General features: G+C 66.3%; 14 protein-coding genes and 1 pseudogene. 4 read left to right on the forward strand and 11 right to left on the reverse strand.

All coding sequences use genetic code 11. The features are described 5' to 3' along the window. The first annotated feature begins 90 nt into the window (after nucleotides 1-90). Nucleotides 91-432: a DUF3817 domain-containing protein gene (locus tag A3E1_RS0126650; protein ID WP_020523844.1), complete on the forward strand. Its 342-nt coding sequence runs from the start codon at nucleotides 91-93 to the stop codon at nucleotides 430-432. Here the strand turns inward: A3E1_RS0126650 and A3E1_RS0126655 are convergent. From A3E1_RS0126655 to A3E1_RS0126665, 3 genes are read right to left on the reverse strand one after another with little or no spacing between them, the layout of a single operon-like run. After that, nucleotides 429-3,227, reverse strand: coding sequence for a hypothetical protein (locus tag A3E1_RS0126655; RefSeq protein ID WP_020523845.1), 2,799 nt, complete (start codon nucleotides 3,225-3,227; stop codon nucleotides 429-431). The genes A3E1_RS0126650 and A3E1_RS0126655 overlap by 4 nt on opposite strands. Before the next feature lie 53 nt (nucleotides 3,228-3,280). After that, nucleotides 3,281-5,653 (reverse strand): ABC transporter permease, encoded by a 2,373-nt coding sequence (locus A3E1_RS0126660; RefSeq protein WP_026208873.1) that lies wholly within the window; start codon nucleotides 5,651-5,653, stop codon nucleotides 3,281-3,283. Beyond that, the gene (locus tag A3E1_RS0126665) at nucleotides 5,650-6,339 is read right to left on the reverse strand and encodes an ABC transporter ATP-binding protein (protein ID WP_020523847.1); all 690 of its coding nucleotides are present in this window, start codon (nucleotides 6,337-6,339) and stop codon (nucleotides 5,650-5,652) included. The genes A3E1_RS0126660 and A3E1_RS0126665 overlap by 4 nt, the downstream gene beginning before the upstream one ends. A 196-nt stretch (nucleotides 6,340-6,535) precedes the next feature. Between A3E1_RS0126665 and A3E1_RS0126670 the strand changes: the two genes are divergently transcribed. Both A3E1_RS0126670 and A3E1_RS0126675 read left to right on the forward strand, forming a co-directional pair. After that, a complete protein-coding gene (locus tag A3E1_RS0126670) occupies nucleotides 6,536-7,828 on the forward strand; it encodes a sensor histidine kinase (protein WP_020523848.1) in 1,293 nt (430 codons plus the stop codon). Continuing rightward, the gene (locus A3E1_RS0126675; RefSeq protein WP_020523849.1) at nucleotides 7,825-8,493 is read left to right on the forward strand and encodes a response regulator; all 669 of its coding nucleotides are present in this window, start codon (nucleotides 7,825-7,827) and stop codon (nucleotides 8,491-8,493) included. Before A3E1_RS0126670 ends, A3E1_RS0126675 begins: the two co-directional genes overlap by 4 nt. A gap of 21 nt (nucleotides 8,494-8,514) precedes the next feature. Here A3E1_RS0126675 and A3E1_RS0126680 read toward each other — a convergent pair whose 3' ends face one another. From A3E1_RS0126680 to A3E1_RS42235, 8 genes and pseudogenes are all read right to left on the reverse strand, one after another. Further along, entirely contained in the window at nucleotides 8,515-8,913 is a 399-nt protein-coding gene (locus A3E1_RS0126680) for a DoxX family protein (protein WP_020523850.1), read from the reverse strand. 188 nt (nucleotides 8,914-9,101) lie between these two features. Then, nucleotides 9,102-11,273 carry a S8 family peptidase gene (locus tag A3E1_RS0126685; protein WP_157631752.1) on the reverse strand — a complete coding sequence of 724 codons (2,172 nt, stop codon included), beginning with the start codon at nucleotides 11,271-11,273 and terminating at the stop codon, nucleotides 9,102-9,104. 133 nt (nucleotides 11,274-11,406) lie between these two features. After that, nucleotides 11,407-12,024, reverse strand: coding sequence for a methyltransferase family protein (locus A3E1_RS0126690; protein ID WP_020523852.1), 618 nt, complete (start codon nucleotides 12,022-12,024; stop codon nucleotides 11,407-11,409). Continuing rightward, the gene (locus A3E1_RS42230) at nucleotides 12,021-12,668 is read right to left on the reverse strand and encodes a cation transporter (protein ID WP_020523853.1); all 648 of its coding nucleotides are present in this window, start codon (nucleotides 12,666-12,668) and stop codon (nucleotides 12,021-12,023) included. Before A3E1_RS42230 ends, A3E1_RS0126690 begins: the two co-directional genes overlap by 4 nt. Continuing rightward, nucleotides 12,665-12,958: an ArsR/SmtB family transcription factor gene (locus A3E1_RS0126700; RefSeq protein WP_020523854.1), complete on the reverse strand. Its 294-nt coding sequence runs from the start codon at nucleotides 12,956-12,958 to the stop codon at nucleotides 12,665-12,667. Before A3E1_RS0126700 ends, A3E1_RS42230 begins: the two co-directional genes overlap by 4 nt. Nucleotides 12,959-13,033: 75 nt before the next feature. Continuing rightward, nucleotides 13,034-13,681 (reverse strand): response regulator transcription factor, encoded by a 648-nt coding sequence (locus A3E1_RS0126705; RefSeq protein ID WP_020523855.1) that lies wholly within the window; start codon nucleotides 13,679-13,681, stop codon nucleotides 13,034-13,036. Continuing rightward, entirely contained in the window at nucleotides 13,669-14,013 is a 345-nt protein-coding gene (locus tag A3E1_RS0126710) for a sensor histidine kinase (protein ID WP_020523856.1), read from the reverse strand. The genes A3E1_RS0126705 and A3E1_RS0126710 overlap by 13 nt, the downstream gene beginning before the upstream one ends. 64 nt (nucleotides 14,014-14,077) lie before the next feature. Further along, nucleotides 14,078-14,799: pseudogene (locus A3E1_RS42235) on the reverse strand (ABC transporter ATP-binding protein). A gap of 307 nt (nucleotides 14,800-15,106) precedes the next feature. Between A3E1_RS42235 and A3E1_RS0126720 the strand changes: the two are divergent. Further along, nucleotides 15,107-17,377, forward strand: coding sequence for a hypothetical protein (locus A3E1_RS0126720; protein ID WP_020523857.1), 2,271 nt, complete (start codon nucleotides 15,107-15,109; stop codon nucleotides 17,375-17,377). The last annotated feature ends 19 nt before the right edge of the window (nucleotides 17,378-17,396 follow it).

A 17,396-nucleotide genomic window follows, 5' to 3' on the forward strand; every position in this document is an offset into this window, starting at 1 on the left:
TTTGACACGACGTCAATAATTTCTTACCTCCGCCGCTACGAAAAGGCACTACCGTACGATCTGCTCATCGCCGCTCACGGGAGGAATATCGTGCACAGCACCGCAGGACGCTGGTTCCGCTACGCCGCCATCGCTGAAACCGTCTCCTGGGTCGGGCTGCTCATCGGGATGTTCTTCAAGTACATCGCCGTACACAACGACATCGGCGTGTACATCTTTGGCCGCGTGCACGGAGCGATGTTCGTGTTCTATGGGGTCACGATGTTGTGGGCAGCGCGAGTGCACCGCTGGAGTTTCTTGCGTCTGGCACTGGGCGGTGCGGCGTCCATTCCCCCGTTTCTCGGCCTCATCTTCGAACGGTGGATCGACCGCAAGGTGGCCGCCGAGTCGGTCCCGGCCGCACCCGTCGCCGCGCCAGCCGCCGTCGGCTAGCGGACGGCGCGGGACCAGAGCACCGGCCAGGTGGTGTGGCGCAACCATGAGGCCGGCAGGAGCAAACCGCGCTCAGCGAGCTGTTCCCAGAAGCGGTCCCTGTGGGCACCGAGCTCGCCCGCGTCGGGCCAGGACGCCTGCCAGCCCTCGTCATCCAGTGTCGTGGCCGGATAGCCCGGCACGGAAACCTTGCGCGGGACCGTAATCGCGACAGTCGCGCCGTGGCCGGGCAACCCGCCCCAGGAAGTGACGGCCAGGGCGGCCGCTTTGATGATGGCCGCGTGCGGGCGAGCCGCGATGGCTTGCGCCAAGGCGTGATCGTCGTGGCCGACGAGCAGGCCGAGGGAACGCCGCAACCGAAGGGCCACAAGGTGTGCGGTCCGGGCAGGGGCGATGTGGGGCAGGCGGGACAGGATGCGCAGGTACCCGGGGAGCGGCGCGTCGGTGAACAGGGGCGCCAGCCGGTCCACATCGGACGGATGCTCTGCGGCCACGGCCTGCTGGAACGGGCGGATCGCCGTCGCGGCCCACACGTCAGCGAGGGCGTCTTGCACCGCAAGGGTTTTGCCCAGGATGCCCGCGAGACTAGTCAGCGATTCACGCCTGAGGGCGGTCATCGTGTCGAAAGGGTTCGGGCGAGGCTCAGCGATCGACGCCATGGTCCGCAGTGCGGCTTGCGCCGAAGCTTCCGCCATCGCGCGCTTTGCCGTCTCCTGAAGCGATTCGCCGAGACTGCGTGTCAGCCTGACCGCCGGTGAGCGTCCCGCACCAGCCGCGGGGCGTTCCCAGATCTCCCGAACCGCTGGCTTCACCATCGTGGCCGGCACCGCCAGGCTGCTTGCCCAGCTTCGGGTTTGCCGGGTCAAGATAGCGTCAGCGTCACCGTTGAACCGGCCCTTGATTTCTTCGACGTGCCAGCCGTGTGCTGACGGGCGCAGTTCGGCGTTGGCCACAAGCGATCCGTCTTCGGTTCGCAAGGCGACGAGAGCGGCCCGCCCGTCCCGGGCCGCTTCCTGATAACCAGGCCCGGCAATGCAGTTGCCCATGTAGTCAGCCCACTCAGCGAGCTGCCTGCCGTTGCGCGCGATCTCGATCCGGGCCCCGGTTCCGGGCAACACGGTCGCGTCCGCATCGGCCACTTCAGCGGGGACGGTGAACACACCAGTTAGCGACTCCGTCATCGCGGCGGTTTCCAGCAACCCGGCTACCAGTTCTTCCCAGCCGCGAGGCCGGCGCGGCACCCTCCCGCCAAGTTCGGTCAGTTGTGCCGTCGCGGCGGCCGCCAGAGCGATCGAGTCGTAACGCGGCACGAGCGGTTCGGGCGGGCCGAACAGGTTGGGTTCAGCATCGGGAAACTCAGCGCGGTAAGAGATCTTCGCCGCGGCGAGCCCACTGAGCTGAGCTAGCGCGTCGGCTAGCTCGGCATACCAGAGAAGGTCGCCAACAGTCTCACCGTCGCCGGGCCGTTCGCACAGCGGATCTTTGGCAATGCCAGCCGTGAGGGGACGCTGATTCCAGGCAGGCACGCGGTCAGGCGACAGGTAGCCGACTTTGGCGCGCCAATCGGCAAGCGAACTATCCGCCCACTCGCCCAGGCCCGGCGACACGGGCTCCCACGGATCGCCGAACAGATAGAACAGATCGGTGCACCCTTGCATGGCGGCATAGGCGTAGTCGCTCGCGAACGCCATCCGCGACCGTTCAAACGTCAAGTCGCGTGGACCGCGGCGCTGCGCCCGGCGGTAGATGTCACGCAGGTGCGATCCCGGACGGGCGGGCAGACCGGACAGGCCAGGAATTTGCCGCGCTGACAGCGCTGCCTCGTGCTGCGTCATGCCACCGGCCACAGCTTCGATTTCGTGCCAATGCTTGGCCAAAGCCGTTTCGGCATCGGTGTCAACGGCGCTGACCGCGAGCCGGGCCAAGACAGTGGCGGCCTGTGCGTCGTGCAGCACTCTGTTGGCTTTGGTAAGCCAGAACGCCGGCGACGGCTTCCAGAGGGCGATTTGCGAGAACGTGGCTTTGGAACCAAGCTCGGCACTAACCCGTTGGCGCAGTTCATCTTCCGCGTAGTGAGCGTTGCGGGCGAGGATGTCTTCCAGTCGCGACTGCTTGACCTGTGACGCGGCAAGCCGTTGCCTGCGCTGACTGTTAGCCACCTGGGTGCACACCTGTGCCCACAGGTCTTTGACGAGGCTTAGCCGGCGCGGACCTGGCACGGCTTCCAGCACCACGGCGAAATGGGCGCCCGTGACGGAGGCCAGGCCCGCGGGAAAGGGCTCGACTCCCGAGGGCGCTTGCCAGGCCACCACGTCGGCGAGTTGTTCTGGCCCAAGGACATCGCTGGCCGCGACGGCAAGCCGCAAGGCCGCCCAGCGGTGCTCGGCGACCGCCGCGTGCGCGGCGGCGCCGAGGGGCTTGGTCGCGTCAGGGCCAAAGAGGGACACCAGCACGGCTTCCCTGGGGCCAAGACGGTCAGACAGCCCTGCTTCAAGTGCGGCGAGCATGGCGTCGCGGCGGTCACCGGCGCCACCTTCAGTGCGGGCCGACTCGATCCCGTCACCGAGGCCGAGCCCGGCCCCTGCCACGACCGGTCCGTGCGCGGCGATCAGGCTGGCGAGCTCGGTCAGCGCCCGGGCGAGCGCAGTGTCCACAGTGGACACTAGTCCGACGGCGACTGGCGTGCCGGGCGGGAGGTTGAGGGCTGCCGCGTCGCCAGGAATGCCCGCCGGATCAAAGGCCCACATGCCCGTGCCCGGTCCGGGGACGATCCCGCCCGCTAGCCGCAAAGTCACCCGTTGATTCTGCCGTGCGCGGGCCGTTTTGTAACGGCCCGCGCACGGTCTCGTTATTCGGTGCGCAAAGCGGTCGCGGTACGGGTGCGGGCCGCCCAGCCAGCGGGCAACAGCGATCCGGCGACGGCAATGACCAGTCCCCCGAGCCCGAAGAGCACCAGCTGTCCCGGTTCATAGATGTTCACGACCGCGTCGGGCAGCGTGAACCCGGTGACCCTGCCCATCTCGCCGATGACAAGCCGCTGCAGCAACACTCCTGCCGGCGCACCGATCGCGCCACCGATGAGCCCGGTGACGACGACCGACGCGATCACCATGCTGATGGTTTGCTTCGGTGTCATGCCAAGTGCTTTGTGGACACCGAGATCGTGAACCCGTTCGCGGGTCTCCAACACCACCATGTTCAGCACGCCCAGGGCCGCGACGGTGACGAGCAGGACGGTCAGCAAGGCTGCCAAGGCGTTGACGATGACGATGAATTCCGCGGTGTCATCCTCAGCCGGCATCGCGTGAGCTTCCACTCCGGACAGTGCCGTGTTGAGGTCCGCGACGTAGCTGTTCACGTCGGTGCCTGGCTTGAGCGTGACGTTGTACTCCGTCCCGCGCAGTTCAGCCTCGGTGCCCGCGAGTGTGCCGGCGTGAGTCACGATCTCCATCCCCATGTCTTCAGGGTTGAAGGCCTCGCCCACGATCCGCACCGTGATCTGTGTGTTGTGGACGGTCAGCACGACGGAGTCGCCCACCTTGGTGTGCGTCGCGGTCAGGAACGGCGTGGACACCACGATTTCACCAGCGCCGGTGATGAACCTGCCAGCGACCATCTGGTACGCGCCAGCGGCACTGTTGCCAGTAAAGGCCGAAACACCCAGCGGATCGGCGATTCCGGCCACACTGACTTCGGTCTCGGTCGAGCTGTGGTATCCAGCGGTGCCGGCCTGTGCGGCGATGGCTTTGACGACCGCGGCATGGTCTATCTCCGGTGGCTTCCCGCCCGGGCCGGGTCCGCCGCCCGGTGGTGGTCCTGACTGCGACATCGGGCGTCCCGGCAACACGACCACGTCGCCGTGTGACTCCGTTGCCTGCACCTGATTGAGCGAAGACCCGAGGCCGACCGAGAACGTCGCGGCAGCCGCGCCAAAGGCGATGGCCGCGACAATCGTGGCCGACCGCAGGACTCTGGCGAACGGGTAGGCCAAGCCGAGCGTCATCGGGCGCGGCAGGGGCAGCCGGGCACTGAGCCGTGAGGCCCACTGCCCCCGGCCGGGTCCCGGTGTGCGGCCGACAGCGAGCACCTCTACCGTGCGCAACCTTCCGGCCCGCGCGGCCGCGGCCCACGCGGTCAATGCCACCACGGCTAGCGCTCCGGCCAGCACGGCGACGTTGACCCAAGGCGTGACACCACTATCGGAGGTGCCGTAGACCCGGTTCGTATCCGACAGCACAGCCAACGCGAGAATGTTCCCCGCGACCATGCCCAGGGCCGCGCCCACGATGGCCGGGATGAGCGCCTGAACCGTATAGGCCCGCACCACTTGTGCCGGCGTGAAACCGAGCGCCTTGAGGATGCCGATGCGGTGGGTGCCCGTGCTGACCGCGCCAGCGATGACGTTGCCGATGATGAGCACGGCCATGAGCACGCCGAGCGCACCGAAGGCGAGCAGGAACGGCACCAGCAGCACCGTGTTGCCGGCGCTGTGCAGTTTCGTGGTGAGCCAGGAACGCGTGCCGGTCATCGCCTCAGCCGGGACGCTCGCCTGCACAGCGGCACGGGCCGCGTCGACATCGGCCGTGGTATCCGGCTTAGCCAGGCGATAGAGCATCTGGTACCCCACGGGTGCGCCCGCGGCCGCCAGAGTCTCGATCTGCTCCGGTATAACCCATCCGCCAGCGGTCTCGCTGACGGTGCGGGCTATGCCAACGACCGTCAGCGTGGGGCTGCCCGGCAGATCCGGAAGGGTCAGCCGGCTGGCCAGCTTGGGCACCATCCCTGGCGGCATCCGGCCATCGTTGTTGAGCACGATCTCGCCCGCGGCGGCGACCCAGCGGCCGTCGGTCAGCGTGACGGCGTCCACTGACCCACCCTGAGCCGTCCTGCCCGCGATCGTGATAGGCGGCAGTTTTCGGCTGCGGTCAGTCTCCGGCGTCACCGTCGCTGTGCGGAAGGGACCCGCCGACGCGACGATGCCGCTCGCGTTAGCGGTCGCTGAAAGCTGTGCCGCCGTTGCCTTTCCGGCGTCGAATTGAGCTGTCAGATGTGCCCCGTTCTGTTGGGCGAAAGCCCGCTCGAACGGCGCGCTTGAGGCCACCATGAGCGATCCCCCGAGCACCGCCGACGTCACGGCCATCATGACGACAAGTCCAATCACGACGGTCTGGACCCGGCGTCGCCCGACCCCCGAGCGGACTACCTTTCCGAGTGCACTCACCGCACATCCCCCGAAACGACCATGCCGGTATCGTTGGCGACCCTGCCGTCGACGAGCTGAATCGTCCGCGTGGCACAGGTTTGCGCCAGCGCCAGATCGTGCGTCACCAAGACGATGGTCTGCCCGTCGGCGTGCAGGTCTTTGAGCAGTTGCTGCACGTCTTCGCCCGAAGCCGTGTCCAGGGCACCGGTTGGCTCGTCGGCCAGCAGCAGCGCGGGCCGGTTCATCAGCGCTCTGGCCACGGCGACACGCTGCCTCTCCCCGCCGGAAAGCCTTCCGGGATAAGCCTTCGCGTGCCGCTGAACGCCGAGCGCGTTGAGCAGCTCAGCGGCGCGCCGTTGCGCCTCGGAACGTGACATGCCCGCCAGTTGAGCCGGCAGCATGACATTGTCGGCGACGGTCAGATCGTCGAGCAGATTGAAGAACTGAAATACCATGCCGATCTTGGCGCGGCGGTACTTGGCCGAGCCCGCTTCGCCCAGCTGATCAACGCGCACGCCATCGACACTCACCGTTCCATTGGTCGGCTTGTCTAGGCCGGCGATCAGATTCAGCAGGGTAGATTTTCCGCTGCCGGACGGGCCAAGGATGGCGACCGCCTCCCCAGGGGCGATCTTTAGCGACACGTTGTCCAGTGCGGGCGGGCCCTCGTCGTAGCGGCGGCTCACGTCACCTAGCTCGATCACTTTTCTCTCCTTCGATGTCGGACGCCACTGAACCTAGATCCGCTCAGGCACACAGCGCGTCCACAGCCGGAGCTATATCGGGTACCGCTCGGGGATGAAGAACCCTGGCGTCATCCTTGCGATGTAGTCCAGCGATGTAGGCCACCCCCGCAGTCAGGCTGATGCCGCAGGGCGCGACGTTAGGCACAATGGGCCGATGACGATCGCAGCGATGGCCGCCCGGCTGCGGGCCTGGGCCTGGACAGCGGTGCGCCCGTCAGACGGACTGCCCACGCTCACGAGACGGGGCAAGGTATTCGACGCCCTGCTGGCGCTGTCTTTGCTAGTCATGGCCCTTATCGGCGGCGAAGACGACCGCCCGGCGCCCCGGGAGTTCGACTTCGATCCCGACGAACGCTTGCCACTGCCACCTTTCCGGCCCGAGCCGTTCCTGCCGATCGAGGAAAGCCAGACGGGCACGACATTGTTCATGTTCGTTGTCGTGGTGCTGCCCCTGCTCTGGCGCCGGCGCTTTCCGCTCACGGTGCTCTGGATCGTGCTCGCGACCGCCCCACTGGTGAGCGACAACGAAGCAGCGCTCCGGCTGTCGTTTTACGCCTGTGTCGTGGCCGCCTTCACCGCCGCGGTTTACAGCCCGTACCGGATACCGGCTTTGGCGAGCCTGCCGTTCGCGGCACTGGTCTATACGCGAATGCAGGAGCCCGCGGTTCCCACCGTGCCCGAGGACGCGGTGGCCTTCTTGATCCTCGTGCCCATAGTGCTTGCCGCTGACGGTTTGCGCCGCTGGAAACGCCGCGCCGACGAGCACAAAGAACGTCTATCCACATTGGAACGTGAGCAGGCCGAGGCACTCAGGCGCGCCGCCGAGCACGAGCGCGCGCGCATCGCCCGCGAGCTGCACGATGTGGTGACCCACAATGTGAGCGTCATGGTGATCCAAGCCGGTGCCGCACGGCGGGTCATGGACACCAATCCGGGTGAGGCACGCGACGCCCTGCTAGCCGTGGAGGCGGGCGGGCGAGCCGCGATGTCGGAGCTGCGGCACGTCATGGGCCTGCTCACGATGGATGAGGAAGGCACCGATCCGGCACTCGTCCCGCAACCCGGCCTCGACCGGCTGGAGTCGCTCGTGCAGCGCGTGCGCGACACCGGCGTCACCGTTGAGCTGAGCACCACCGGGCAGCCAAGGCCGGTGCCGCCTGGCGTAGAGCTGGCCGCCTACCGCGTCGTTCAGGAAGCCTTGACCAACACGGTGAAACACGCGGGCGGCGCCCCGGCGACCGTGCTCGTCGACTATGGCCCCGATCAACTGCGCGTCGAAGTCACCGACACGGGCGGCACACCGGGTGTGACCGCCAGCGCGGGCAACGGCCGTGGTCTGATTGGCTTGCGGGAACGCCTGGCCGTTTACGGCGGCAGTTTGCACGCAGGGATTCGGCTGACCGGCGGCTACCGTGTGACGGCACTGATTCCCTTGGAGGCCATGTGAGCACCCCGCTGCGCGTCGTCGTCGCCGACGATCAGGCGCTCGTGCGGACAGGCTTCCGGATGATCCTCACCAGCGATGGCATGGAGGTCGTGGCGGAAGCCACCAATGGGGCTGAGGCTATCGAGGCGGTACGGCGTACCAAACCGGATGTTGTGCTTATGGATATCCGGATGCCGGAGATGGACGGCCTGGAGGCGACCCGCCGCATCCTGACCGGAGCGCCCGGTGAGCCACGCATCATCATCTTGACCACCTTTGATCTCGACCACTACGTGTATGCCGCGCTCGCCGCGGGCGCCAGTGGTTTCCTGCTCAAGGATGTGACGCCGGAACATCTTGTCGCGTCGGTACGCCTCGTGCGCTCTGGAGACGCGTTGCTGGCACCCGCGATCACCCGCCGTCTGGTGGAGCGATTCGCCGGGCGGTCGCAGGCGGCCACCACGGTCCACCACGATCTGTCCACATTGACCCCACGAGAGCTGGAAGTCCTGCAGCTGCTGGCCCAGGCCCTCAGTAACGCCGAGCTGGCGGCAAGCCTTCACCTGTCGGAGGCGACCGTGAAGACGCACGTCGCCCGGATTCTGGCCAAACTTGGCTTGCGCGACCGGGCCCAGGCCGTTGTCGTGGCCTATGAAACCGGGCTCGTGGTGCCCAACAGCGGGTAGAGGCCCGGTCGGCACACAGCCTTAACCAGTCGCCGGCTCCTTACGCGACACGAGCGCGTCCAACGACCACGCGCCCGGCCCGATCGCGGCGATCAGCAGGAACGACCAGCAGAACATCGCCGCCAGTTCACCACCATTGTTCAACGGCAGCAGCGACTGTGGCTGATGCACTATGAAATAGGCGTAGGCCATCGAACCTGAAGCCAGCAACGCCGCTGGCCTGGTTCCCAATCCGAGTAATACGAGCAGGCCGCAGACCAGCTGGATGAGCGCCGCCCACCAGCCCGGCCACTGGGCGAACTCGATCGCCCTTCCAGAGCCCCGGTTGCCGCCGAGCACACCGAACAATGAGGACACTCCGTGCAGTGCGAATAGCAAACCGAGCACCGCACGGAAAAGTGCTGTGATGACGCCTTGCATTGACTTTCCTTCCGCCGACACATCCATCAGATCAATAGATGTAAATAGATTTTATCGGCGAGGCGGACGATCCCACCAGGTATCAAGTTCACCACCGGCCAGCGGGCGTATCGCCGGCCCCAGGCGTTTTGCCGGGTAACCGTCAGCGCCCCGGTGGTGAATTCCACCGGGGCCGGCTGCCGGGCGCGTTAGCCCAAGCGCAACGTGAACGTGCCGGTAGGTGTCGTGTAGTAACACTGTCCGGTCGGGGTGCACACCGTTTCGATGGACACTCCGTCAACGGCTATCCAGTAAGACTTTCCGGACCGCGCCTGGAAGGTGAAGTCGATGGGATAGCCCTGATCGTCAACTCCCCACCCGACCGAGGTCAACGCGGAGAAGTCCGGGTTGGACACCGTACTGGGCGTTTCGTAAACGTGGACGCAATACATCTGGCTGCCACTCGCGCGGACCCGGGCCGGGCCGTCAGCGGTAGGCGACCACGCATACCAAACCGAAGCACCGGAGAACAGATCGTCGCAGTGATGCGGTTCGCCGTATTGCTTTGTCGCGGCGATGTTCGCCCCGAACTGTGACGAGCCATAGCTGAAGAACGGCATGGCGTCTTTGAGGTTGTCGTTGGGCAGGTTCCAGTTCAGGCGCAGATGACCCGTGCGCGGGAACGCGATGCCCGGATGGCGGAAACCGTCAGCGGCGATCTCGATCGTCTCGCCCGCGCGCACCTGCACCGTGACGATGCTCGTTTCCGCGTTGCTGGGTCCCGAGTCATCATCTTCACCAAGCAAAGTGGACGACCCGTTGGACTCGACGCGGTAGACGGCTAGCAACGTGTTGAAATCGCTGCCGATGGTGGAGAACTCGACGGTCGCGTCACGGTCGGGCATCCAGCGGAACCACGCAGAAGCACCACCGGCATTGCCTCCGTGGTCGGCTTCTCCGGGCTCCTTCGTTGCCGCCCAAGTGGTTTGGCTGGTCCGCCCACTCCACGTGGTCAGGGCGAGAGGGTTCGCCCGGCTGTCGTTGGGCACGGGTGCCGCCGCCCGGATCGCGTCGGGGAAGTTCAGCCGTGGGTGCACCTCGATCGTGCGCTGGTCGGCGACAAAGACCGAGCTGGTCTTTAGCTGCGTCTCCAGCTGGTGTGCCGAGGCATAGGGGTTGATGGACGACAGAATCGCTGACAGCGCCGCGACATGCGGTGCGGCGACAGACGTCCCGTTCCGGTTGATACCAAGGGATTGTATGTTCGCGCCGGGCGCCAGCACGTCCAGTCGCGGGCCGCTGGCCGAGGAGCACGGCATCGTGTCGACCATCACGGGCGCGGTGTCGGTGCAGTCGGCCCACTTCTCGTCACCGGTGGTGTTGGTGGCCGGGTAGGTGCCGCCGACAGCGATCGCTCCTGGCACACAGGCCGGCCGCGATACGCCCTGGCGGAACGATCCGCCGCGGAAGGCGTGGTTGCCCGCGGCGACGATCGGCATCGTACGGGCCTGGCGCAGCGCCTGGAACGCACCGTGGAACGGGCTGGGCGTCGTGCAGTTGCCCAGGAAGTAGTCCGCCTTACCCCAGCTCATGTTCACGGCCACGATGTTGTGCGCGTAACGGCTAGCCAGCACCCAGTTGAGCCCGCGCAACGTGTGGCTGTCCATAATGGACGTTCCGTCCATGATGTCGATCGGGATCAGTTTCGCGTCAGGCACCGCGGCGGCCAGCACGGCGGCGATACCGCTTCCGTGACCGTGACTGTCCAGCATGCCATCGTCCGGGGCGGCTTCGAAGCTGACAGTGATGCGGCTGAGTTCAGCCCTGGTCGTGTCAGCGCCCGTGTCCAAAATGGCGATTCCTTGCCCGGCGCCTTTGAGGTTGCCTTGCATCGCCAGCGGGTGCCCGATCAGCGGAAGGCTCCGGGTTAGCCACAGTTCGTTTTCCCCATCGACCCACAGTGAGACCACGAGGCGGTGGTTGATGAGCCGCAGCGCCGCTTCAGGATCGCGCACGGGTGTGAGCAGGACCGGCAGGAGGCTAAACCGGTGCTCCACCGGCAAATTGAGTTCCCGGATGACAGAGGTTTGCAACTCATCGAAGACGCGCTGCGCTTTCTTGATCGCCTCCGGGTTGCCGTCAGCGTAGGCGTCGAGCCCCGCAGGCGCATGGATGACTGCGAGGACCGCGACTTTCTCGCCCTTGTACAAGCGCGTCGCCAGGCTCGGCTCCACAACTCCAGCTTCGACGGCCTGGCCCAAACTTTCGAACGTCTGCCCAGGATCCGGCAATTTCGGCCCGGCCGACGCGCTCACGGCGGGGCTCATCGCTATCGCGCACACGGCCACGACGGCCGCGGCAAGGAACCTCTGTCTAGTCACGCGCCGAGCGTCGCCGGCCCCGCCTTCGCACGCTTCACACTGTCAGCTACCCGCCACCGTCAATATTCGGTTGAGCCGGGCGCCGCGGCCGTGCTGATTGCCTCAACGTGGCCGTAAGCGCGGCGATTCTGCTCTACGCGGCCAGACGATTACCTGCCCGGCCGACACCGGGCCAGAACCGCCCCACCCTTGCCAGGTAACGCTGATAGGCCTCGCCGTGAACCTCACGCAGATAAGGCTCCTCAACCACGCGAACCTGGATCTCGATCGTCAGCACCAGTGCCACGAAACCCAGCAGTGCCAACGGGTTTCCCACCATGAGTGTCAGCCCAGCGCACCCGGCGAGCATTCCCGTGAAGATGGGGTTGCGCACGACGCCGAAGGGGCCGCCAGTCACCAGAGCGGTCCGCTCCGCCGGGTCGACGCCGATACGCCACGAGTCACCCATCGCCAGCTGTGCCGCGGCGGTGGCCGCTATTCCCAGCAGCGCCAGCGCCAACCCGCTCCAACGGACGGCGTCATAGTCCAAAAACGACTGTGGCTCCAGGCCGGCCAGGCCAGCCGCGGGGGCCACCGCGCACAGGGCGATGGCGGCCAGGAAACCGATCTTGGCCCACCAGCGCACGCCACCCACGGGACCAGCGTCTAGCCGCAACCCGGTGTCTCCGGTCCGCCGCCATTGGATGAAGGTACGCAATCCGAACGCCACGATGAGGAAACCGACATAGAGCAGCAACGCGGCCAGGTTCACGAGGCACCATCCAAACGGGACACGGGATCACAACAGTCAGTGCACTGCTCGCCTCGCCAGGCGGCGGCACCTTCTTTGACGGCCACGCCAGCGATGGCGAGCGCGGCCAGTGGATCGGCCCAGGACCAGCCGAACAGGGCGTTAAGGCCCAGACCGGCCAGCAGAATCACCGAAAGATAAGTGCACAGCAGGTTTTGCGTCGCGTCTGCCGACACGGTCGCCGACCCGAGTTCACGGCCGGTGCGGCGTTTGGCCCACACCAGCAGCGGCATGACGGCCACACTGACCGCCGCCAGGACGATGCCCACGGTGGACGGTCGCGCTTCACCGCCCGTCAGCAGCGCATGCCCAGATCCGATCACGATGTAACCGGCTAGCAGAAAGAACGAGACGGCGATCAGCTTGAGCGCCAGGCGTTCCCGGGCTTCGGGCAGGCGCGAGCGGAACTGCCAGATGACGACGAGGGCCGAGGACACCTCGATGAACGAGTCCAGGCCGAAGCCGATGAGCGCGGTCGACGAAGCCGCCGCGCCAGCCGCGATCGCGACGATGCCTTCGAGGGTGTTGTATCCGGCGGTGGCGTAAGCCAGGAGCAGACTGCGGCGGTTGAGCTGAGCGCGCCGTTGCGGTGCCAGGACCGTCACGCTGGCTCCTCGTCGCACTCGGCTGCCGGGTCAACCGCGAGCACGATGCCCAGCAGGTCGGCCAGGGCGTGGGTTAGCCGTGGATCGGCTATCTCGTACCGGACCTTCTTGCCTTCCCACACCGCTACTACGAGGCCACATCCACGCAGACAGGCAAGGTGATTAGAAATCTTGGACCGCGATTCGCCGAGACGGTCCGCTAGTTCGCTGGGGTAGGCCGCGGCGGCGGCCAGCTCGACGAGGATCCGGCAACGGGTCTCGTCGGCCAGGGCACGGCCCACCCGGCCCATCGCCTCAAGATGCGTCGCAGACTTCAGCACAACGAGGATGATACAGAATCTGCTGAACTATACAAGCGCGGCTGATCAGTCCTGGTTGAGGTAGGCCAGCACAGCACGCACCCGGCGATGCGATTCGTCAGCCGGAGCCAGGCCGAGCTTGGCGAAGATGTTCGTGATGTGTTTCTCGACCGACACGGGCGCTAACGTCAGGGCCGAGCACAGCGCCGCGTTGGAAAGCCCTTGTGCCATCAGGGAAAGCACCTCCCGCTCGCGGGGTGTCAGCGTGCTGATGCTCTGGTTGCGGTGGTTGCGGGCGAAGAGCTGCTGCACGACCTCCGGGTCCATGACCGTGCCGCCAGCGGCCACACGGTCGGCCGCGTCCAGGAAATCGTCCACATTGGTGATCCGGTCTTTGAGCAGGTAGCCCACCCCGCCTCGCCCGTCAGCGAGCAGTTCAGCGGCATAGACGCGCTCGACGTATTGCGACACGATCAGCACCCGCGTCTGCGGGTCAGCCGCGCGCAGGGCTATGGCGGCGCGAAGCCCTTCGTCACGAAAGCCCGGTGGCAGCCGGACGTCCACAATGGACAGATCGGGCCGGTGCTCGGCGACGGCTTCCAGCAACGCGGAAGCGTCGCCCACCGCGGCGACGACCTCGTGCCCTGTCTCGCTGAGCATCCGGATCAGGCCCTCGCGCAGCAGCACCAGGTCTTCGGCTATCACGATGCGCATGGGAACTCCGCGATCAGTTGGGTCGGCCCGCCCGGTGGGCTGGCAATGGTCAGGGTGCCGTCGAGGGCTTCCACTCGCCGCCGCAGGCCGTCGAGCCCTGTGCCGAGAGGATCGGCACCGCCGTGGCCGTCATCGGTCAGCGTTACCCGGATCAAATCGGCGGTGCGGGTGAGCGTCACGGTGACGGTCTCGGCGTCGGCGTGCTTGGCGGCGTTGGCGAGTCCTTCGGCGACAACGAAATAGGCGGCTGACTCGACCGCTGGCGGGAACCGGCCGTCGGTTTCGCTGGTGATATCCACGCGCAGCGGGCTGTCGGCGGCGAGGGCGGCCAAGGCTGACGCCAGGCCACGGTCGGTCAGGATCGGTGGGTGGATGCCGCGCCGATGGCGAGGCGGATCATCGCGTCACCGCCGTCATCTGCTCGGCGATCTTCTCAACGCCGGGGTGGGCGAGGTCGCTGACGATGCGGCCGTCGGCGAGGAACACGACCCGGTCGGCCCACGCGGCGGCGGCCGGGTCATGGTCACCATGACGACGGTCGCGTTCAGGGTGTCCACCGATTCGCGAAGCAGCGCAAGGACTTCCCGTCCCGAAGTGAGGTCCAGAGCGCCCGTTGGCTCGTCGGCGAAAATCACCTCGGGCCGCGCGGCCAGTGCCCGCGCCAGGGCGACGCGCTGGCGCTGCCCGCCGGAAAGCTGCCCGGGGCGGTCGTTTTCCCGCCCGGCGAGCCCGACGCGAGTGAGCACCTCCTTGGCCCAAGCCTTGTCAGCCTTCGCCCCGGACAGGCGCTGCGGCAGCAACACGTTGTGCCACACGGACAGCGAGTCCATCAAGTTGTAGGCCTGGAAGACGAATCCGGCTCGCTTGCGGCGCTCCTGGGTCAACTTGGGTTCCTTGAGGGCGCCGATTTCCTTCCCCCCAAGCCACACCTGTCCCGTGTCCGGCCGGTCAAGCCCGGCCGCGCACTGCAGCAAGGTGGACTTGCCCGACCCCGAGGGTCCCATTACCGCCGTGAAGGTGCCCCGCTGGAACGCCACCGTCACCTGATCCAGCGCCTTCGTCATCCCGGCGCCCGGGTAGGTCTTGGCGACCCCGGTCAGCTCTACCGCATTTGTCATGCCTCATAGCCTGCTGAAATTGGCGTCCAGGCAATACATGGCAGCCTTGGAACTTGACGGTAGGGCTGTCCCTACCTCCTGCCCGACCGGCCAATGTGGACAGCGAGCCCCTGGCCGTTCGGCCGACCTCGCCCGGTGGAGCCACGTGAATGTTTCTGGACGCGATGCGGAGCGGCTGATACTCCTAGACGTGAGCAAAATATTGCTCACAGTAATCGCCGTTTTATCGAGCGGGTGCCGTCGGCTGCCCGCCGACCCGGCGTGCCCTTCGAAAGGCGGTCACCCTGTGTCCAACCCGTCAAGACGCATGACCTCATCCCTTCGAACGTTCATTCCCCTCCTAGTGCTCACCGTCGCCGGCGTGCTCACGGCGGTCGCGTCGCCAGCTCAAGCTCTCCCCTGCAGCCCCTGGGAAAGCGAAGCCGAAATGCTCGCCACCCCAGCCTCCTGCCGGGGCACGTGGATCGCTGAACCAGGCCGCTTCAATCTCATGCAGCGCGAGCAGCTGTTGCGAGGGAACCTCTACGGCAATCACGGCTTTAGCCGCCAGTGGCGCTGGTATGCGCCTGAAGAACAGGTCACCATCACCGATCCGGGCCAGCAATGGGCCTACTGCTTCGAAGGAAGCCCGTTTGACGAATTCTGCCCGGACAGCAGGATCCGCACGAGCAACAACGGGATGCTCAATTCCTTTATCCCCGACCAGATCACACTAAGCACGTTCTCGTTCAAGGGCCGTCATGTGGCAAGGGCCTGCGGCAACTTCTTCACCACCGGTGGGCCGCACGAGGATCCGGTTCCCAGGCTGACCGTGGAGAAGTTCGAAGACCGCAACCGCAACGGGGCCAGGGATCCGGGTGAGGAAGGCGTCAGCGGCTGGCAGTTCCGCATCCACCGCGACAGCAGCCGCTACGGCGATCAGGGCCTGGGCCACGTCGACACTGTGGCAACCGGCTCCGATGGAAGAGTGCAGCTTCTTTTCCAGGACAAGGGTCCCGGCCTCTACCGGATCGAAGAAGTCGCGCGTGATGGCTGGGCGCCAACCACAGCGGCGGTTCAGCACGTGGTCGTGGACCCGGGCATCGGTGACCGCGACCTGGGAACGTTGCGGTTCGGAAACGCACAGACTCGCGCCGACCTGGTCAAGGTTGATTTCTCCCTAGTGGATCCACCGCAGCGCCTTGAGGCGGGGCAAAGCACGGAGCTGGTCGTGCGCGCGCACATCCGCAATGACGGCCCAGCCGACGCGACCGCCATCGACAGCATCGATGTCATCGTCCCCGCCGATTGCACCGCCAGCCCACAGCACGCCGAAGTCACCCGGGCGCTGGCCCGCGGGGAGTCGGCCGTCATCGACTTCCGGATGACGGTGACCTGCACCCAGCCGTCCTTCCATCCGATGGTCTTCACCGACCATCTCAGGGTGGTGACACCGGGAGTGGAGGACCCGGATCCCAGTGACAATACGGTCGGTTTCGAGCACGTATTCCCGGTCTTCGATCAAGCCGACATCACCCTCGCCAACACCCAGGTGAGCTGCCCGCAGCGCAGCGACGTCGGAGCCGAATTCACTTGTACCGCAACGGCTGTCATCGGCAACGCTGGCCCCTATGGCCCAGCCGCGGTCCAGGTGACGTTTGGGCTGACCGGCATGCAGGACTGCTCACGCGACAGCGGAGGCACCGACCGGCAAAGGGTCTCGGTGGCCACTGGCACACCGGTCACGGTAACCGCCGTCTGGCGTGTCGTCTGCGAACAGCGCAGCTATCACGATTTCCTGGTGCTCGCCAACGCCGAACTTGACCACCTGCACGTGGAGGACCCGGTTGGCGGAAACAGCGATGGCAGCGCCCCGGTCCGGGTGGAGATCTTCGAGCCGGCGGACATGTCGGTGTCGGGATTGGACATTCGATGCACGGAACGGGAATCGTCCACCCAGGCGTCGCAGTGCACCGCCGTGGTGACGGTCGCTAATGCCGGCCCCGCAACGGATGTCGAGCTGATGGGAACTCTGGTCATCACCCCGGAGCCTGGATGCACCGCGACACCGGCACCAGCCGTCGAGCAGAACATGACTCTGGCCGCTGGACAGCAGCAGACGATGACCGCCACGTGGAACTTGACGTGCACGTCAGCGGACCGCCATGCCGTGAGGGTGACCGCCAGCGTGCGCGCCACTGAGCCGCATGCGGAGGACCCCGACGTGTCCAACAACACCACGACGGCGATATGGGGTCCGGGTGACATCAAGCCGCGCAGTCTGCCTAGCAGTATCAACATCGGCAAGGACGGCGTGGTTCCGTTCGCTCTGCTTTCGACGGCCACCTTGGACATGCTGAGCGCCATCGACCGGTCGAGCCTTACCTTCGGCGTCACCGGAACCGAGCAAAGCGTGATCGGCTGCGCCAGCCAAGGTGAGGACGTCAACGGCGACGGCCGGATGGACCTCATCTGCCGGGCTAACACCCAGCTGCTCGGCCTGACGTGTGACACCACCGTCCTACGGGTGATTGGCCTCACGGCCGACGGCGTGCGCTTCTACAGCGAAGACGCCGTCAAGGTGGTGGGCTGCCACTAGGAGAGTCGAGTCTGGCACC

The sequence above is a fragment of the Catelliglobosispora koreensis DSM 44566 genome, from assembly GCF_000379685.1.
In the GTDB taxonomy this organism is placed as follows: Bacteria; Actinomycetota; Actinomycetes; order Mycobacteriales; family Micromonosporaceae; genus Catelliglobosispora; species Catelliglobosispora koreensis.

Excerpts from the sequence above, each read along its gene's own strand:
- A3E1_RS0126670 (WP_020523848.1), top strand. The coding sequence starts at position 6,536 with ATGACGATCGCAGCGATGGCCGCCCGGCTGCGGGCCTGGGCCTGGACA.
- A3E1_RS0126680 (WP_020523850.1), bottom strand. The coding sequence starts at position 8,913 with ATGCAAGGCGTCATCACAGCACTTTTCCGTGCGGTGCTCGGTTTGCTA.
- A3E1_RS0126700 (WP_020523854.1), bottom strand. The coding sequence starts at position 12,958 with ATGGGCCGGGTGGGCCGTGCCCTGGCCGACGAGACCCGTTGCCGGATC.
- A3E1_RS0126705 (WP_020523855.1), bottom strand. The coding sequence starts at position 13,681 with ATGCGCATCGTGATAGCCGAAGACCTGGTGCTGCTGCGCGAGGGCCTG.
- A3E1_RS0126720 (WP_020523857.1), top strand. The coding sequence starts at position 15,107 with ATGACCTCATCCCTTCGAACGTTCATTCCCCTCCTAGTGCTCACCGTC.